This is a genomic window from Bacteroides sp. AF39-11AC, assembly GCF_003474285.1.
Classification (GTDB): Bacteria; Bacteroidota; Bacteroidia; order Bacteroidales; family Bacteroidaceae; genus Bacteroides.
Genome location: NZ_QROH01000012.1, coordinates 72381 through 90512, shown reverse-complemented (window position 1 = coordinate 90512; position 18132 = coordinate 72381). Strand labels below are relative to the sequence as shown.

General features: G+C 45.5%; 9 protein-coding genes and 2 pseudogenes. 7 read left to right on the top strand and 4 right to left on the bottom strand.

Features of this window, described 5'->3' with window-relative positions:
* Positions 1 to 2 precede the first annotated feature (2 nt).
* Together dacB and DW036_RS22630 are read left to right on the top strand one after the other, a co-directional pair.
* Positions 3 to 1424: a D-alanyl-D-alanine carboxypeptidase/D-alanyl-D-alanine-endopeptidase gene (gene dacB / locus DW036_RS22635; RefSeq protein ID WP_118466303.1), complete on the top strand. Its 1422-nt coding sequence runs from the start codon at positions 3 to 5 to the stop codon at positions 1422 to 1424.
* A 146-nt stretch (positions 1425 to 1570) separates the two neighbouring features.
* A pseudogene (locus DW036_RS22630) lies at positions 1571 to 2481 on the top strand (hypothetical protein); the annotation flags it as partial.
* A 242-nt stretch (positions 2482 to 2723) separates the two neighbouring features.
* Here the strand turns inward: DW036_RS22630 and DW036_RS22625 are convergent.
* The 4 genes and pseudogenes from DW036_RS22625 to DW036_RS22610 form a co-directional block, all read right to left on the bottom strand.
* Positions 2724 to 5138: a glycoside hydrolase family 9 protein gene (locus DW036_RS22625; protein WP_118466302.1), complete on the bottom strand. Its 2415-nt coding sequence runs from the start codon at positions 5136 to 5138 to the stop codon at positions 2724 to 2726.
* Positions 5139 to 5143: 5 nt separating this feature from the next.
* A pseudogene (locus DW036_RS22620) lies at positions 5144 to 6073 on the bottom strand (ThuA domain-containing protein).
* Entirely contained in the window at positions 6070 to 6564 is a 495-nt protein-coding gene (locus DW036_RS22615; protein ID WP_118466301.1) for a hypothetical protein, read from the bottom strand. Before DW036_RS22615 ends, DW036_RS22620 begins: the two are co-directional and overlap by 4 nt.
* A 307-nt stretch (positions 6565 to 6871) precedes the next feature.
* Positions 6872 to 7450, bottom strand: coding sequence for an RNA polymerase sigma-70 factor (locus tag DW036_RS22610; protein WP_026366944.1), 579 nt, complete (start codon positions 7448 to 7450; stop codon positions 6872 to 6874).
* Between the two features lie 134 nt (positions 7451 to 7584).
* Here DW036_RS22610 and DW036_RS22605 point away from each other — a divergent pair, with 134 nt between their 5' ends.
* The 5 genes from DW036_RS22605 (at position 7585) to DW036_RS22585 (ending at position 18125) form a co-directional block, all read left to right on the top strand.
* A complete protein-coding gene (locus tag DW036_RS22605; protein WP_118466300.1) occupies positions 7585 to 8598 on the top strand; it encodes a FecR family protein in 1014 nt (337 codons plus the stop codon).
* 235 nt (positions 8599 to 8833) lie between these two features.
* Positions 8834 to 12253 (top strand): TonB-dependent receptor, encoded by a 3420-nt coding sequence (locus DW036_RS22600; RefSeq protein ID WP_118466299.1) that lies wholly within the window; start codon positions 8834 to 8836, stop codon positions 12251 to 12253.
* Positions 12254 to 12266: 13 nt separating this feature from the next.
* Entirely contained in the window at positions 12267 to 14231 is a 1965-nt protein-coding gene (locus tag DW036_RS22595) for a RagB/SusD family nutrient uptake outer membrane protein (protein ID WP_118466298.1), read from the top strand.
* 20 nt (positions 14232 to 14251) lie between these two features.
* Positions 14252 to 14971 (top strand): DUF3823 domain-containing protein, encoded by a 720-nt coding sequence (locus DW036_RS22590; protein WP_118466297.1) that lies wholly within the window; start codon positions 14252 to 14254, stop codon positions 14969 to 14971.
* 136 nt (positions 14972 to 15107) lie between these two features.
* The gene (locus DW036_RS22585; protein WP_118466296.1) at positions 15108 to 18125 is read left to right on the top strand and encodes a glycosyl hydrolase family 28-related protein; all 3018 of its coding nucleotides are present in this window, start codon (positions 15108 to 15110) and stop codon (positions 18123 to 18125) included.
* Positions 18126 to 18132: the final 7 nt, after the last annotated feature.

Genomic DNA, 18132 nt, shown 5'->3' with positions numbered 1-18132 from the left:
ACATGAAAAAATATCTGTTGTCTCTTGCTCTTTCTCTTTTGTTTATTCCTGTAACCGTATGGGGACAAAATACGACTGTTAAGAGCCTTTCTTCCCGCCTGGATACCTTGATTAAATATCAACTTCCTGCTGGTTCCAACGTTGGTATATCCATATACGACCTGACTGACGGGAAGTCTTTATACACTTATCAGGCGGATAAGCTCTCTCGTCCGGCTTCTACTATGAAACTGCTGACTACTATTACCGCCCTTGCCCACCCGGATGCGGATGATCCTTTTAAAACAGAAGTATGGTATCAGGGCGTGATTGAACAAGATACGCTGAAAGGTGATTTGTATGTTGTGGGCGGATATGACCCTGAATTTGATGATGAAGCTCTGGATTCATTGGTAAATGCGCTAAGTCGTTTCCCGTTCTCGGTGATATCGGGCCATGTATATGGAGATGTTTCTATGAAAGACTCCATTTATTGGGGAAGCGGTTGGGCTTGGGATGATACACCTGCCTCCTATCAACCTTATCTTTCGCCATTGATGCTGAATAAAGGTCTGGTCACTGTTACGGCTTCTCCCGGCGAACGGGGTCACTTGGCAAGTCTCGATTGTGTTCCTGCCTCTTCTTATTATACCGTAACGAATGAAACCAAATCCCGTACTCCTGCTGTCGGACGTTTCGGGGTTTCTCGGGATTGGCTACAGAATGGTAACAACGTAGTTGTAAAAGGAAATGTGGAAAGTAAGCGGATAGGTACGGTTAATATCTATTCCTCCCAAGATTTCTTTATGCATACCTTTCTTGAGCGTTTGCGGGCAAAAGGTATCAGTTGTCCTGACGACTATTCTTTTAATGAATTGCTGAAAGATAGTGTTTCGGTACAAATGGCCCTGTTTGAAACCTCTATTCAGGATGTTGTCAATCAGATAATGAAAGAAAGTGATAATCTGAATGCGCAGGCTTTACTCTGTCGCCTGGGTGCACAAACCACCGGAAAGAAGAGGATTTCGGATGAAGACGGACTCTCCGCTATCCGTAAACAAGTAAAGGCTTTGGGTGAGGACGTTGGTCGCTACAATCTGGCGGATGGTTGCGGACTTTCCAATTATAACTATATTTCTCCGGATCTGCTGGTTTCTTTTCTGAAGTTTGCCTATTCCCGTACGGATGTTTTCCAGAAACTATATAAGGCCTTGCCTATTGGTGGAGTCGATGGGACATTAAAGTATCGTATGAAACGCGGAACTCCTTCTTATAAGAATGTACATGCCAAGACAGGTTCTTTTACAGCTATTAATTGTCTGGCGGGTTATTTGCGTATGGCAAACGGACATGAGGTTGCTTTTGCCATTATGAATCAAAATGTTCTTTCGGGAGCTAAGGCGCGTGCTTTCCAGGATGCGGTATGCGATGAAGTGATAAGGTGACGGGCTATAAGTGGGGATACTCAGAAAATGTTATAAAAATTAGCCAACTAATCCATTGCGAGTTAGTTGGCTCTTTTGTATCTTTGGATATTCCCCAAAATTTCAGGTTTGGCAGCCCAAGCGGGGGAAATTCTTTTTCAGTGGATATGGTTAAGATACGAAATATAATTGAGATTCAGCCTACGTTAGGCTTTACAGAGTTTGATATTCTGCAAAACTATCAGAAAAGTTTTGCATGCAGTGAATTAGGTCGTCTTCACTCACTTTTCCCATTTTCATTCCTTGCCAAAGAGATGGTTCTTAAAGATTCCCCTTTGGGTAGGAAAAGCTATTTTTCTGCTAGTGGCAAAATAGCTCTGATGGTCCTGAAATCTTATACCGGATTGTCAAACCGCCACCTGGCGGAACATTTCAACGGGAATATCCACTTCTAGCTGTTCTGCGGTATTCTGATTGCTCTTTCCCGTTCGATAACCAATTATAAGATTGTAAGTGCCATCCGTCAGGAACTTGCCGGTAAACTGGATGTTGATTCCCTTCAGGTTGTGCTTGCCAAACATTGGGGTCTCTATCTGGGCAATCTGTATGTATGTCTGACCGATATAACCTGTTACGAAAGCCACATATCCCACCGGTATAAACCTGCTTGGAAAGCTTCTCCGACAGACAGATGAGCAGAATTCCCCCATGGGTAGCGGTTCATGTATACTCCTGATAACCAACGACGCCTCTCTGTCATACGCAAGGTGTTCGTACAGCAGAAACAGTTTTTTGACGGTGGAAAGAATATATGTGTCCGCATAGTCCGCATAGACCGGAATTATGTCCGTCCTATCTTGCGGCAAAGGATGAGCAGTTGCGGCAGATACTACGTTCTCATCTCAGCCGGGAGCGTGCAACACGTCTGGCCGGTAGCTTCGGTACACACCACCAGCATTACTCCCTGACAAAGGTCAAGGCACGGAACAGGAAAACGGAAATCCTATGGATATTTCTCGGGATACATACATCGAACGCCGTATTGATGACGGAGAAAACAAAAACAGACAGGCTAAAGCTGCGTGACATAAAGCTATATTCTAAAATAGAGCAGCCTATGGGGGCTCCCGAAACCTCATGCCCATACGGAGCTATTTGGAACATCCAAGGAAGAAAGGATAATGAAAATGGCATGTGAAACGAAAAAATAGTCATTTACACATGCCATTGATTATTTTTTTGGGGGCATTTACTGAATATCCCGGAAAATGCTCATGGACATGGGGCGATTCCTGATTTGTGGAATGAATGATAAGTTGATTATTTGAAGAGTTCTGCTACGCACCACATCAGGCGTGCGGTGGTGTGCGTCCAAATTTCCTTATAGGTACAGTTGTTCTGCATAGGGAAATAGGGCTCGTCATCATTTTCGAATGTTTCGATTCCTACGGGCACGGCTCCCACTACATCCCCGGCATAGGCTCCGTACAGTGGCGGGTAGTCATATCCGTCTCCATAAACGGTACTCATGGCAAAAGGGTTGTAGCCCAATATGTACTCTATCTGGCGGGTTGCAATATCCCTTAGTACTTTATCATTGAATAGGCGTGCAAGGATAAAGGCAGCCTTGGCTTTGCCCATGACAACGGCGTGGAATCCCCTGAACTGGTAGGCAACGGGGAAACGGCGCAGGTAGAAATTCTGTGAGAGAGGGATACCGTTGCGCACTTGTGCATTGTATTCTTCCAAGCTGGGAAGCCCTACCTGCTCGCCTTCGTGGTACAGATTTTTATAATTGGTATTATCCACTTCATATACAGCGCTTGGCAGTATGCCATAAGGTTCAATCAGTTGTGAAATCCTGCGTAGATAGTCGGCATAGGCTTCACAAGATGCCTGCCACAACGGGGCGTCCGGATGGGTGGGGGCTTCTGTCAGTAGCATTGAGAGTCCTTCTGCCATCAAGTGTTCTTGGCTTTGATGATAATAAGCCAGAATGCGTTTCTTTTGGGAAGATTCATAGAAGAAGCCTCGCAGGGGGATTTTCCAGTCGGTGCGCTTTTCCAGCTGTTGGCCGGCCATGACGGTACGTGCCAGTCGGGTCGCCCAATCCAGATAGTAAGTATCTTGTGTAAGGCGGTATAAACGCATGGCTGTGACGGTGGTCAGGGCACAGAGCTCGGTTTCGTTCTTTTCTGTTCTTTCCGTGTCCAGCAGGTCGATAGCGAATTGGAAGTCCTCAATGGCACTGTTCCGGCACCACCGTGCAAATACCGGGTCCTTCTTTTCAAAATGGGGAGCGGCGAGTGCGCAACAGGAAGCAGCTTTCAGATTGTCCGTAGGCGTGTTTCGCGCTTCTGTCTGCATGTCGTCTTTGTCTCCACGGATATTCTTTGTCCAAATGCCGATAATCAGTCCGCCCAGTCGGTAACCGTCGCCGAAGCGGGTACGCAGAATCCAGTTCACTCCCCAACGTGCCTCTTCCAGTAGGCGTTCGTAGAAGATGCTGTCTTTGCCTTGTACGGCACCGGCCATTTCGAGGAGGGCGATGCACGATTCGGCTGTGTTTCCCGTTCCTTGGGTCAGGTCAGCAGCATCGTGCCATCCTCCGGTAACGCTCATGCTTCGCCCGTCGGGGTGATAGGCGAATACATCCTGATGGCATTCCTGATGAATGCCGGGCTGGTCGAAACCGCAACGTTCGGAAAAGAAGAAGTTTAGCGTGTGCCAGGCAGTGGATAGGTAGGCATCATTTCCGATAGGGAAAGGTTTTGATTGCACGTCGCCAATGGAAAGGTAATATTGCCCGGGTGTATTGAAACTACTGAAGTCCAGTACCAGAAATCCCTTGTCCTGCTTCTTGTCTTGATTCAGAGGGCTGCCCGTAGCTTGATAAACAATTTGTCCCGTGGCGGCATCGTGCAGGCAGAAAGTTTTTTCCTTCACGTTCTGTACCAAAGCCTGCTTGCGTGCTCCTGGCTTGTATCCGCTGTGGCAGTAGGCCATTGCACCTTTTCGCAGGTCGAATCCCTTGCTGTTTTCCACTTCTACCTTTTCGATGCGCATGTCGTCTATATATAGGCTCATGTGCTCGCTGGCTCCAGCAGGGGCACCCGCCAGCATGATGTTTACCGAAAAGCCGGTGACACAGTCACGGTATAGGTCCGGTATCTCCCATATGATGTGCTGCCATTTGTTAGGATAGACTGTTTCAAAGTGTTGTCCTTCGAAGCGTCCGGGAGTCGGCATGATTTTTTCTCCTTCATTATATAGGGTGAATCCGGCAAAGGTCAGATAAACGCCCGGTGCATCCACGTATACCCAAACGGAAAAGCGGTTGTATTCCCGCAAGTCTTCCCGGTCGAGGGGACGGATAATCTCCGGAGTGGCGTAATTCCGGTTCGTTGGATTCTTCTTGCCCAGGGAGGCAGGAGTGTCCAGGCGTATACTCCCTTTACCCGAAACAGTAACTTTCTGGTCTATATGTATGGTTCCGGGTCCGGTGTGGCGCAAAGAACCGAAATCTTCTGCAAGAGGGAGTACCCTGCTTTTCAAGACCTCTTTCTTTTCCCAGCGCGTCAGTCCGGCGTGTGCTGGGTTGGCTTTCATTATACGGTGTACATGATTGCTTTGCTGTAATTGTTTCTCCAGTTCCGTATCGGGTTTCCACGGAACTTGTGCTTGTGCATGCATGTAACAGCATGCTAGCAACAGTGTTCGAATGATGTATTTCATGGTATTCAGTGTTTGGTTTCAGGGTAAGCATGAAAAGGAGCCTTGAACTCCGGACGTAATGTATAAGTATCTTTCAGCGGGAAATCTGCCGGAACTTCTTGGGTGACGGCGCCAGTGGCAGCCCATTCGCATCCCCGGAGTAAAGTCACCTGGAAACCGGTGCAGCGCATGGAGTAAATCATGTTCGGGTCGTTGCCGCAGTGTCCCAGGAGGTCGACGAATATGCGACCCTTTTCATAGCTTACTGTCCACATCAGTGGTTCATGACGTCCGCGTTCGTAGGCGGTGGCCAATATTTCCATGTTCCTTACCGGACCGCGAAGGCGGGTATATATCTCGTCCTTGAAGTGTTTCCATTGAGGTGGCAATCCCTGCAGGATAGGATGGTGGGGAGCGCGGTGTTCTATGACGGTTTCGTGCTGCAATCCGTGGTAGCCGGCATACCCCGGAGAGTAGTCGTAGACGTACTACCCGTCTTTCCAGTGCAGATAAGGACCGTCTTTTTCGTTTCGTCCGTCCCAAGCTCCCATGCCTATTATCTCGTTGTATTCTTTCCAGTCGGCCATTGGGACGACGGAAGAATGTATCACTACGACACCACCTCCATCGGCAACGTATTTCTCGAATTTCTTGCGTACGGACTCTGTCCATGTAGCTCCGCCGTAGTTGATGACGATTAAATCATATTGGTGGAAATCGGGTTTGAAGGTAGCGATGTCTCCACCAAAGTCAGGTGTAAAGGCAAAGTCCACTTTGAACATTCCGCTGTTTTCCAATATCTGCTTCATGGCTTCGCAGGCGCCTTGCCAGTAATGGCTGCCGTCTTGACCGGCTATCATCATGGTTTTGATTACTTTCTTTTGCTGTGCGTGCGTGTGCGTGGCAATCCCTATATAAATAAGGAGCACCAGGATAAGTGTCAGTCTTGTTCTCATTTTTCGGAAGATTTAAAATTTTTGCCAGTTGGGTTCCATTCTATACGGTCATAGCAGCGTGTTGCGCGCAGATTGTAGCCTTGTTCGTCTACACTGAACTTTCCGTCTTTGAAGTAGAATATGTAGAGTTCGGAGATACCGTCATTGTTGCGGTCTTCTACAAGGAGATTGTACTTGTCGGTGACATAAATCTCGTCGGAGATATATTGGATTTCCTTAGTATAGTTATCGACGATTACATAGTATGCTTTGAATAGGTCGAAAGTGGGATAGTGTCCGTTGTCCCGTCCGAAAAGCATTACTTCTTCGAGGGCTTCATCTCCGTCCATATTGGCAAATACGGATTGCTGGAAGAAAAAGCCCGGCTTTTGTGCTTGCGGAGGAATATTGTCCCATCCTTCCTGATGGGCTGTCACTGAAAATTGTGCTTGTGCATGGAGGGCATACACAAGTACTGGCAATAGGGTAATCAATTTTTTCATTCTGTGCATTTTGAGGTTATGATAATAATTTTGTTGCTTTTTTCTTATATGACCGGCGAGCCGGGTTTTTCCCTAACCTTTTTTAGAATAATTAATGAACATGGAATGTATAGGGACTCATTGTATTTCTTGTCAGGACTGAACCAGTTTGACTCGTATACTGAAAGGTTACAACATCCGTATCTTTTCCATTAAAACACCCGGATGTTTTAGGGCAATACATCCGGGTGTTTTGATCATTCAGTCCTATACTCTTTAGGGATGAGTCCCTATATGTAGTCTGCAAGGTATGGGGGTATTCCGCTTGGGTACGACACTAATGCGAAGTAAGCAGGTGTATCAACATCAGTGGCAAGTAATCTTTCAGCTTAACTCTTAATATCTTTAAAGCCTGCTGGATGCGGTAGTCTACGGTTTTAGGAGAAACATTGAGCAGCTCGGCAGCTTCCTTATAACTCAGATTCTGGAAACGATGCATGATGAAAGCTTCTCTATAAGTAGGTGGCAGTTCGTTGATAGCCCTTTGTATATGTTTACTTAATTCGTTGATTTGATAGATATCTACCTCTTGCAGCATGGTGACCATTCGTTCATAGTAAGCTGCGTCTGCGCGTTGTTTCACTTCATTCTGGGTAATCCGGGTCATGGAACGATTATAGACGGCTTTGAACAGATATTGCTTGAGCGAATATTCAATAACGGGTCTTTCACGGTTTTCCCAGAGCCATAGCATGACATCTTGGACAATCTCTTCTGCATCTTCCAACCGGACGAAACGATAGCAATAAGTGCAGAGTACAGAGTAATATTTCTGAAATAACATATCAAAAGCATTTCTGTCTCCTCTCTGCATGGCAAATAATAAAGATGTATCTTCTGATGGTGTATTTTTCATGGTGGTGGTTCATTATTGTTGGGCAAAAATAGTTTTTTTTCTTATTATACTCTAAGTATATAAATATTTTTAGCTTTTTATTTAGGAGTTCTTCTTGCTCGTTAGTCTTATAGTTAAAGCTAGCAATAAAGAATATGGTAAAAAGAGAGGGAATGGAAAATTTGCTTCTTAGGTATTATGAAGGAGATACGACGGAGGACGAAACTATTCTGGTAGAGGAATGGTTGGAGGCATCCGAAGAGAACAGCAGGATAGCCCGGCAGGTTCAGACAATCGGTCTGGCAGTGGACATGGCGCAGATTTCATCCAGGCTGGATGTAAAGAAAGCTCTGGAGGATGTACATCGGAAGATGGAGCGGAAAAAAGTCAATAGGTATCAGGTATTATTTAGAGGGATGCAACGGGCGGCCGCCATTTTATTCATTCCTTTGGTGATATCGTGGTCTATCCTTTATTGGAGTAGAGATGGGCAAGAGATACAGATGATGGAGGTCAGGACAAATCCGGGAATGACTACCTCTGTTGAATTGCCGGATGGAACGGAAGTCGTTTTGAACTCATCGTCATTGTTGCGGTATCCTTCCCAATTTGCCGATGATAAAAGGGAAGTGAAGTTAGTGGGTGAAGCCTTCTTTTCCGTGGCAAAAGATGAAAAGAAGTTCATCGTCGGTACGTTGAACAAATCCAAGATAGTGGTACATGGAACGAAGTTCAATATAGAGGCCTATAAAGAGAGCAAGAAGGTGCAGACCACCTTGGTTTCGGGTAAAGTCAGTTTCTCCTATGTAAATAATGGCGGGAGGAATGACGTGATGATGCAGCCGGGGCAAAAGGTAGTCTATGATATAGTACAGGAAAAGGTCGTTGTGGAAAAAGCCAATGTAGACGTGGAAACAAGCTGGAAAGATGGATACTTGATTTTCAGAAACACTCCATTTGAAGAAATATTGAAGAGTCTGAGTAAAAGATACAATGTGGAGTTTATTCTGAAAAAGGCTTCATTGAAGCAGAGTTCTTTTACGGCTACATTTACTAAGCAACGTCTGGAACGTATATTGGAGCATTTCCGAATATCCTCGAACATTCATTTCAGATTTGTTGAGGATGGCGATGTGAATGCCGAGAGACAAGTAATAGAAGTTTATTAACCCTTTAAAAAGTAGTATGATGAAGCACAAGTCCGTTTAAAAAAACATGCAGGAAAATGTTGGCGCATTTTCCTGCATGAAACACAGTAACTTTTAAATATCTGTTTGGCGACAGATAAAGTAACTTTATTTTTTCACTAGAAATCAATACAAAATTATGAAAAAACACTATTGTATCCAATCATTTAGGGCAAAAAGTGTCCTGATGAGATGCATGAAAAAAATTCCTCTTGCTATGAGATGCACATTATTTATGTTGTTTTGCTTGGTTGGTATGGCTTTGGCCAATGATGGTTATGCTCAAAAAACAATGGTAAACATTACTCTTGAGGACAAGACCGTTGATGAAGTACTGACGGAATTGGAACAGGGTACTGAATTCGTTTTCTTCTACAACAACAAGCAGATTGATGTGAGACGTCGTGTATCGGTCCGGGCAAATAACAAAACGATATTTAAGGTTCTGAACGATGTATTCAAAGGGACTAATATAGGCTATAAGGTGTTGGACCGTAATATAATCCTTTATGATAAAGCTATAGGAGCTGATGAAGTACAGACGACTTTGCAGGCTGCGACGGTGAAAGGTGCTGTGGTCGATGCAACCGGTGAGCCGGTTATCGGTGCCAGTATCCTAGTGAAAGGTACCAGCAACGGAGTCATTACCGACGTAGATGGAAATTTTACGTTGAATAATGTGGAGCGGGATGCTACCCTTGTTGTAAGTTATGTGGGCTATAAGACTCAGGAAATCCGTGTCGGAGGCAAAACTTCTTTCAAAATCGTATTGGCAGAAGATGCAGAAGTACTGGAGGAAGTAGTGGTAGTTGGTTATGGCGTACAGAAGAAACAATCATTGACGGGTGCAGTGACTGCCATTTCCTCGGAAAAAATTCAGACTACCAAAAGCGAAAACCTTATCAATAACATTCAAGGTAAGATGCCGGGACTTATGATTCGTCAGAAAACCGGTGAACCGGGTACGTTCGACAACATGATCAGCATTCGTGGCGGTGGCAATCCGTTGATTGTTATCGATGGCGTGACACGCGAATACGAAGAATTTGCCCAGCTCAATTCAGAAGACATTGAGAACATCTCCATCCTGAAAGATGCTTCGGCGGCCATCTACGGTATGAACTCGGCCAACGGTGTAATCATCGTCACTACGAAGCAGGGAGCTTCTGAAAAGACACGTGTCTCTTATTCCGGATTGTTCGGAATGAAGCATGCCACGGGTATGGAAGAGACGGTAGATGCCTACACGTTCCGCCTGATGGAGAACGAAATGAGCCGCAACGGAAAGAAAGCCGAGGTCTATTCACAAGACATTTTGGATAAATATAAGAATGGAGTGGACGGTTATCGCGACTGGGATTGGATTGACCTGTATATGAATAAGTTGGCTTTTGCTACCAATCACACCCTTTCTGTACGCGGTGGCAGTGACAAAGTGAAGTATTTCGTTAGTGCCGGCTACAATCGGGACAATGGTTTGCTGAAGAGTGGCGTTCAGTATTACGAACGTTTCACCTTCCGTTCCAATTTGACAGCCGAACTGACCAAAGGACTGACTATGAATGTAAAAGTTGCCGGACGTTGGGATCAGACACAACGCCCTAGAGAAGACTTTATGTGGACATTCAAGACCTTGTTGGTGAATGACCGTGGAGTAGGTCCTTATGCCATTGGCTCTACTGACCACTATTCGGATATTGCTCCTGAAAGTAAGAATGCGGCAGCTTTGGTCAATCCCGACAAAGACGGTTACCGCCGTAATCGGGGTGTGAACTATTCGGCAGATGTTGATTTGACGTGGAAAGTACCTTTCGTAGATGGCTTGAGTATCGGAGTTCTGGGTTCTTTCAATGGCAACAACCGCAACAACTCCGAGTTGCAGAAGTCTTATCAGTTGTACGATTACTTTACCAATCAACCCACTAAAACTTACGGTGAAAACCGTTATCAGAATACCATGGGCATTTTCCAGAAACTTTATGGACGTGCGCAGGTGAACTACATGAACAGTTTTGGCAAGCATAATGTAAATGTCACGGGAGTTGTCGAAGCGTCAGGTAGCCGCTATGATGAATTGTACGGACGTCGTTTGTACGATGGTTATTTCAGCAATGACATATTGAATCAGGCCGATGCCAGCACGGCAACCAACAGTGGTTATCGTAATGAAACCCGTCTGGCGGCATATTTGGTGCGTGCCAATTATGACTTTGCGGGCAAGTATCTGTTGGAAGTTGTCGGACGTTATGACGGCTCTTATCGCTATGCACCTGGACACCGTTGGGCTTTCTTCCCCTCTGTAAGTGCCGGATGGCGTATTTCGGAAGAAAAGTTTATGAAGGGGAAGTTGCCGTTTGTGTCCAATTTGAAACTTCGTGCTTCTTACGGCAAGAGCGGATATGATGCTGGTAACGCTTTCCAATATGTAGCCGGATACACACAAGGCAATCTAGGATATGTGCTCGATGGCAACAAACTGACGATGGGTATGGTGGCTCCGGGAGTTGTTCTTGACAACCTGTCATGGGTGGTGACAAAGACGACCAACCTTGGTGTGGATTTCGACTTGTGGGACGGCAAACTGTTTGGTACGGTTGAGATTTATCGCCGTGTCAACGATGGTTTGTTGGCAAGTCGTCTTCAAGATATTCCCAATACCTTCGGTGCAAGCTTTCCTAATGAAAACATCAATTCGGAAGAGAACAGAGGTTTGGAAATTGAAATCGGTACACGTGGCAAGATTGGTAAGGACTGGGGTTATAACATCAGTGCCAACTATTCGTTTACCCGCTACAAATACCTGAAAGTGGAACACTCTCCTTACCAGAGTTCGATGGACCGTTTTCTGAATGGGTACGAAAACCGTACTATCGGTGGCATGTGGAATCATAGTGGTGGCGGTATGTGGATTCAGAAGACTGACGGACAGTTCCAATCCATCTCCGAATTTGAAACAGCTCCTCTTTATGGCGGTAGCAATGGTAACTCCATGATGCTTCCCGGTGCATTCCGTATTGTCGACCGTAATGGTGACGGGGTGATTTCATACGAAGACCAGTTGCCCGAATCGCGCCGTGCCGGAGCCAATCCTCCTTATCAGTTTGGCTTGAATTTAGGATTTACTTACAAAAACTTCGACTTGAATGTGCTGTTCCAAGGTGCTGCCGGCTATGTCATCGGCTATGCCAACGACGACGTATTCGGTTATGGTTCTAAAACCAATCCCACATTGATGAAGAAGTACATGGACCGTTGGCATACAGCCAATGTTACCGACGACCCTTATAGCCCTTCCACTCAGTGGGTATCGGGTAAGTTCCCCGCTTTGCGTCGTGACTTTACTGGTACGCAAGACAATGGTAACAGCTGGGGTGTGGGTGCCATTCCTTTCTGGAATCCGAATGCTACTTACTTGCGTCTGAAGAGCTTGGAATTGGGTTACACGCTTTCCAAGAACCTTACCCGTAAGGTGGGCATTAGCAACCTTCGTGTTTTTGTAAATGGTTTCAACCTTTTGACATTCTGTAATTCCTTGCTGAAAGATGCAGACCCCGAACGTGAAGAACGCGACTGGGGTGCCAGCTTGGCCTATCCGTTGATGAAAGCATATAACATTGGTTTGAATATTAATTTTTAACGCTTAGATTGTTATGAAGAAAAACATATTATCCGCCTTGGCACTTTGTGCTCTTGTAGGATTTTCAAGTTGTGATAGTTTCTTGGAATTGGAACCTCTCGACAAGGTGTCGGGAGACAGACTGACCGAAACTGATGGTGGAATGAAGGCTCTGCTGGCTAATGTGTATTCCACAGTACCGATGGAAGACTTTACTTTCCGCCCAAATACGGGGTTCAATGCCCGTAACTACGACGGTGTGAACGGCACTTCCAACATTGCTTTCCTCTCCGACGAAGCGGCACGCAGCGAAGGTGGAGGCGACATCACAGAGGGTTTTGACTATTGGCCTTACAGCGACATCCGGCAGGTGAATATTTTTATAGAAACGGTAAAATCTTCGTTGGAGAAAGGCATCTTGAACCAAGAAGACGCCACTCGCATGATTGCCGAGGCCCGTTTTGCCCGTGCTTATATCTATTTCGGTTTGGCCAAGCGTTATGGCGGTGTGCCTATCATCGACCGTGTGCAGGATGGCGACTACGTGCCGGGCAATCCGGAGGCATTGAAGGTGCCCCGTAGCACGGAAGCGGATACGTGGAAGTTCATTATCAAGGAATTTGGTGAAGTGGCCAATGAACTTCCTACAAGCCGCGATGGCTACCGATTTACGAAATGGGGTGCATTGGGTATGAAGTCGCGTACGGCCTTGTTTGCCGCTTCTTTGGCAAAATACTGGGACAAAGCTCCGCTGGCAGGCGAGGCGGTTGCACAAAAACTGGTCGGCATAGACAAGAGCGAAGCTGATTATTTCTATGGCGAATGTATTGAGGCTGCCGAAGAGATTCTGAGCAACTACGGAGGTTCTTTATATGGAGCGAATCCGGCAACTGTTTCCGAAGCTCGCGAGAACTTTCAAAAGCTTTTCATTCAGGCCACACCGGTGGATGAAGTATTGTTGGCTCGCGGCTATGTAGACGGTTCGGTCAATAACAATCGTTCTGGCCATGGTTGGTCCTTGTTCTACAGTCTGGCGCAGGTGAATCCGGGTGCTTTGCGTTACGGGCGTTTCAGTCCCACGCTCGACTTGGTCGATTTGTTTGAAGACTATACCGATGACGGTACCGGCAAAAGTGCTCCTGTCAAAACACGTACGGATGGTAAAGAAACCAATGTACCCAATATTCAGTTGCCAGGTAATATAAAATCCAGTGACCCTTACATACGGTATGGCAGTTTGTCTGACCCGTTCCTGAATAAAGATGCCCGTTTGCAGGCCAGTATCATTGTTCCCGGAGCCACGTATGCAGGCGTACCCATCATCATGCAAGGTGGTCTGGTTCAGTCCGACGGGGAGGTCGCTGTTTATAATAACTCGGCAGCACAAGGCAAAGACGGAAAAACCTACTTTGCTTTCGGTGCAGAAGGTACGAGTGGTTATTCGGGCTTTGGTAATATTGGTAACTCGGAAAACGGCAATTATACTACTACCGGCTTTTCTGTACGCAAGTACATGGAAGAAGAGAAATTCTCTTCTCTCTCCAGCCGTGATAACTCTGTGACGACTCCGTTTATCGACATCCGCCTGGCAGAAATCTATCTGGATTACGCAGAAGCTGTAATCGAAAGCGGCAAGGGCGATCGTGCCAAGGCTGCCACTTTGCTGAATTCACTTCGTCATCGTGCCGCCCACAAAGACAATATCCCGCTTACTTTGGAAAATGTGTTGAAGGAACGTCGTGTGGAATTGGCATTTGAAGGAAAGCGTTTTTGGGATATGGTTCGTCGTCGCGACAATCACATATTCTATAACAGCGGCATGCGTTCGGCTCTTGTTCCGATGATTGATTTGCGCACCGATACGCCTTCGTATATCTTTGTTCGTGCCAATTTCCACGGCGATGAGAAACAAAACGGGCGCACCTTTACTGCTCAGTCCTATTATCGGAGCATTCCCGGAACAGCTACAAATGGCTTAGTTCAGAACCCTGGTTATTAATACTAAAATCTTAGAAGATTATGAAGAAGATATTGTTATTGATTTCATGCTGCTTGTTTGCATTGACATCTTGTGAAATAGATAATTACGAAGCCCCCAATGCTTCCATTCACGGTTCTATCATCGATGGCAAGACCGGTGAACTGGTCGGAATGGATGTTCAGGAAGGAGGTGAATTGAAAGTCGTGGAATTGGGATTCGAAAATCCGCAAGACCAAAGCTGGAGAATTATGAATACGGGCGAATACCGCAATGATTTGGTATTTGCCGCAACGTATGACATTCGCATGGAAAACAACAACTGCTATGCCTTTGTAGAAAAAGATGTAGTGGTGAAGAAGGGTGACAATACCAAGGATTTCAAGGTGACTCCTTATATTCGCATCAAGAATCCGAAAATTGAGAAGAATGGTAATCAGATTGTTGCCACTTTTTCGTTGGAAGGCGGAAAGGGTGATGAGAAACTCGCTTCTCTCCAGTTATTTGCTTTCTCGGATATGTGGGTAGGCAATTCTGTAAAGTTTAGATTGAGCGGTGGTACCGATAAGGTGGATTTTGGCATTCCGGTTGATATAGATTCGTCTCAGACCTATACGCTGACAATTGATATCGCTGCCAACCAGAGTTCTTTCAAATATGCTGGTAAGAACTACTACTTCCGTATTGGCGCGAAAGCGGATATTCCGAATGTCGGTACAATACGTTATAATTATAGCCCGTTGGTTGCTATACCTTTCTAAAGAAGGGTGGACGTATTAATAAAATTCGTATGTTTGCTTTAGCAGAATTTTTTATGTTTTAATAAAAGAAGGCGTTCTGTCCGTTGGAAGAACAGAGCGCCTTTATTGTAATAATTAATTTGATAATAGTTTTATTATGAAAAAGCTGAGAAACCTTTTGTGGATGCTGTTATTGGTAGCATTTTGTGGGCAACTTTATGCGGTAGAGCTGAACTCTATCTATCCTTTGAAACCCAATGATCCCGAAGCATTTTATTTTACCCCCGAGAACTATCCGATAAAGGCAGATGGCAAGATGGATGTATCGGATGCCTTGCAGGCAGCGATTAATCAAGTGAAGAAGGAAAAGAACTTTGGTATTCTTTTTATTCCCGAAGGAAAATATAAAATCAGTAAGACTATCTATATACCCGGTGCCATTCGCCTGATTGGGTATGGGGAAAAACGTCCGGAATTTATTCTTGCCAAGAATTCGCCGGGATTTCAAGAAGAAGCCTCTGCGGATAAGGGAAAAGCGAAATATATGTTTTGGTTTACCGGTGGAGTGGTAGAAGAAGGGGCAGCTCCCCGTGATGCCAATGCCGGTACATTTTATAGCGCGATGTCCAATATTAATCTTCGGATAGAAGACGGCAATCCGCATGCTGTTGCGTTGCGTACCCATTATGCACAACATTGTTTTATTAGTTACATTGCAGTATACATAGGTAAGGGCAAAGCCGGATTGTTCGATGTCGGTAATGAAATGGAAAATGTGGCTTTCTATGGAGGCGATTATGGTATCTATACCACTAAATCTTCTCCGGGATGGCCGGTAATGATGGTTGATTCTTATTTTGAGGGACAGCGTATAGCAGCACTTCGTTGTCAGGAATCCGGTTTGGCAATGGTGAACCTGTATGCCAAGAATGTGCCGACTGTATTTGACATTGATCCTAATTATTGCGACAAACTGTTTCTGGAAAACAGCTGTTTTGAGAACGTAAGCGGTCCGGCGGTGGTAATCACCAACGAGAACAACAGCAACAATCAGATTACTTTCCGCAATGTATATTGCAAGAATGTGCCGGCATTGGCAAAATATACCCGTAGTAATACAGTCACAAATGTCTCTCATAAAATCTATAAAGTGAAATCATACGACCACGGTTTACAGATGGACAATATGCTGGACATGCCGGAATATGAAACACTGGTCGATGTTGAGCCGATGCAGAAGATGCCGGCAGCCCAACTGATGGACATCCCTGCTTTGCCTGCAATGGCAACATGGGTCAACCTTCGTGAACTGGGAGCAAAGGGAGACGGAGAGACGGATGATACGAAGGTTATCCAAGAGGCCATCAATAAGTATGATCATATCTATGTACCGCAGGGTTGGTATCGTATCACCGAAACATTGAAGATGAAACCCAATACCAAGTTAATAGGTTTGCATCCTTTTGGCACGCAATTCCGGCTGAGTGAGAGTACTGCTGCGTTTAGCGGCTTTGGCGGTCCGAAAGCGATGGTGGAATCTTCGGAAGGCGGTGCGAATATGCTGACGGGCATTGGCATCAATACCGGTGGCTATAACTATCGCGCTGTAGGTGTGAAGTGGATGGCAAATGCAGATTCATATATCAACGATGTGAAGTTTGTAGGCGGACATGGAGGCATGTGGAAACCCAAACCTGGGGTAGAGGCTCCGAGAGGTTGGTGGGGACGTCCTGCACGTGTTAGTACACCGGACAATCCGGTTAGGGAATCCGGTATGGATTTTGCATGGGACAATCAGTACTGGAGTCTGTGGGTCACCAACAATGGCGGTGGAACTTTTAAAGACATCTGGACAGCAAGCACATACGCCACCAGTGGGTTCTATGCGCAGAACACGTCCACTCCAGGACGTATCTATGCCATGTCCATCGAACATCATGTAAGGAATGAAGTACGTTTCAATAAAGTGGCAAATTGGAAAGTTTATTGCATGCAGACCGAAGAAGAGTCTGTGGAAAGCATACAATGCCAACCTATCGAGATGGATGACTGTAAAGATATGACATTTGCAAACTTGTATATGTTTCGTGTAATCCGTATCAATGAACCTTACCACAGTTCTGTTCGCATTCGTAATTGTGAAAATATTGCATTCTTGAACTTGCACAACTATTCTCAGATAAAATATACCAATAATATTGCAGTCTTTGATGTGAACAAGGATATTGATATCCGTCCGTGGGAACTTTCCCGCTTGATTGTGACGGGCAAGGAGCCGCACAAGCAGCCGTTGGACAATGAGATAGGTAAAGTGAACCGATTGGCTTCCGATTTTGAATTTGCCGAAGGTATTGCACGTGACAGTAAAGGAAATATTTATTTCTGTGACCACCGGATGCGTCGTATTTTTAAGTGGTCTGTAGAGACGAACAGTTTGTCATTGTTGGCCGATTTTCCATGGAAACCCTCCAATCTGGCAGTTGATTCTGAAGACAATCTTTTGGTTTTGTTCCGTTATGATGCTCAGCCAGGCTATCTGATTGATGGGAAACCTGAACAGATGCCGGTAATGCCTGATACTAAAGGTACCTCGTTCAGTGGATATGGCAATTCTGCTTATACCATGAAAGTCTATTCCATTGACCCTGAAAATCCGGAAGAAACTATCAAATTGCTGCCACTTGTCCCGATGGGACAAGTAAAGAATGTCTATAAGGCGTTGTATCCTTCCAACCGTTGGAGAGACTTCCATGATTTTAATGAAGTATCTGTATATGTACCCGAGCTGTGTTTCTTAGCACCGGATGGCAGAACCATCATACCTCATTACTTCGATTTGTCACGTAGCTCTTCTTTGCTGGAGGCTTACCCCGGTAAACCTTTCTATACATCCGATGAGTATGACCGCAGAATGGTGAAGATAGATGTTGCCAATGACGGTACACTTTCCAACCTGAAGTACTTTGTGGAGCAGGGGGAATTTGGCTCGGCGGTAGATAAGGAAGGAAACCTCTATGTGGCGGATGGGGAAATTTATATTTTTGATGAGGAAGGCAAGAAGAAAGGAATGATTCGTGTTCCTGAACGTCCTTCTACATTACAGTTCGGCGGTAAGGATGGCAATACATTGTTCATTACGGGCCGTTCTAAATTCTTTGGTGTGCGTATTAAATAGCAAAGAC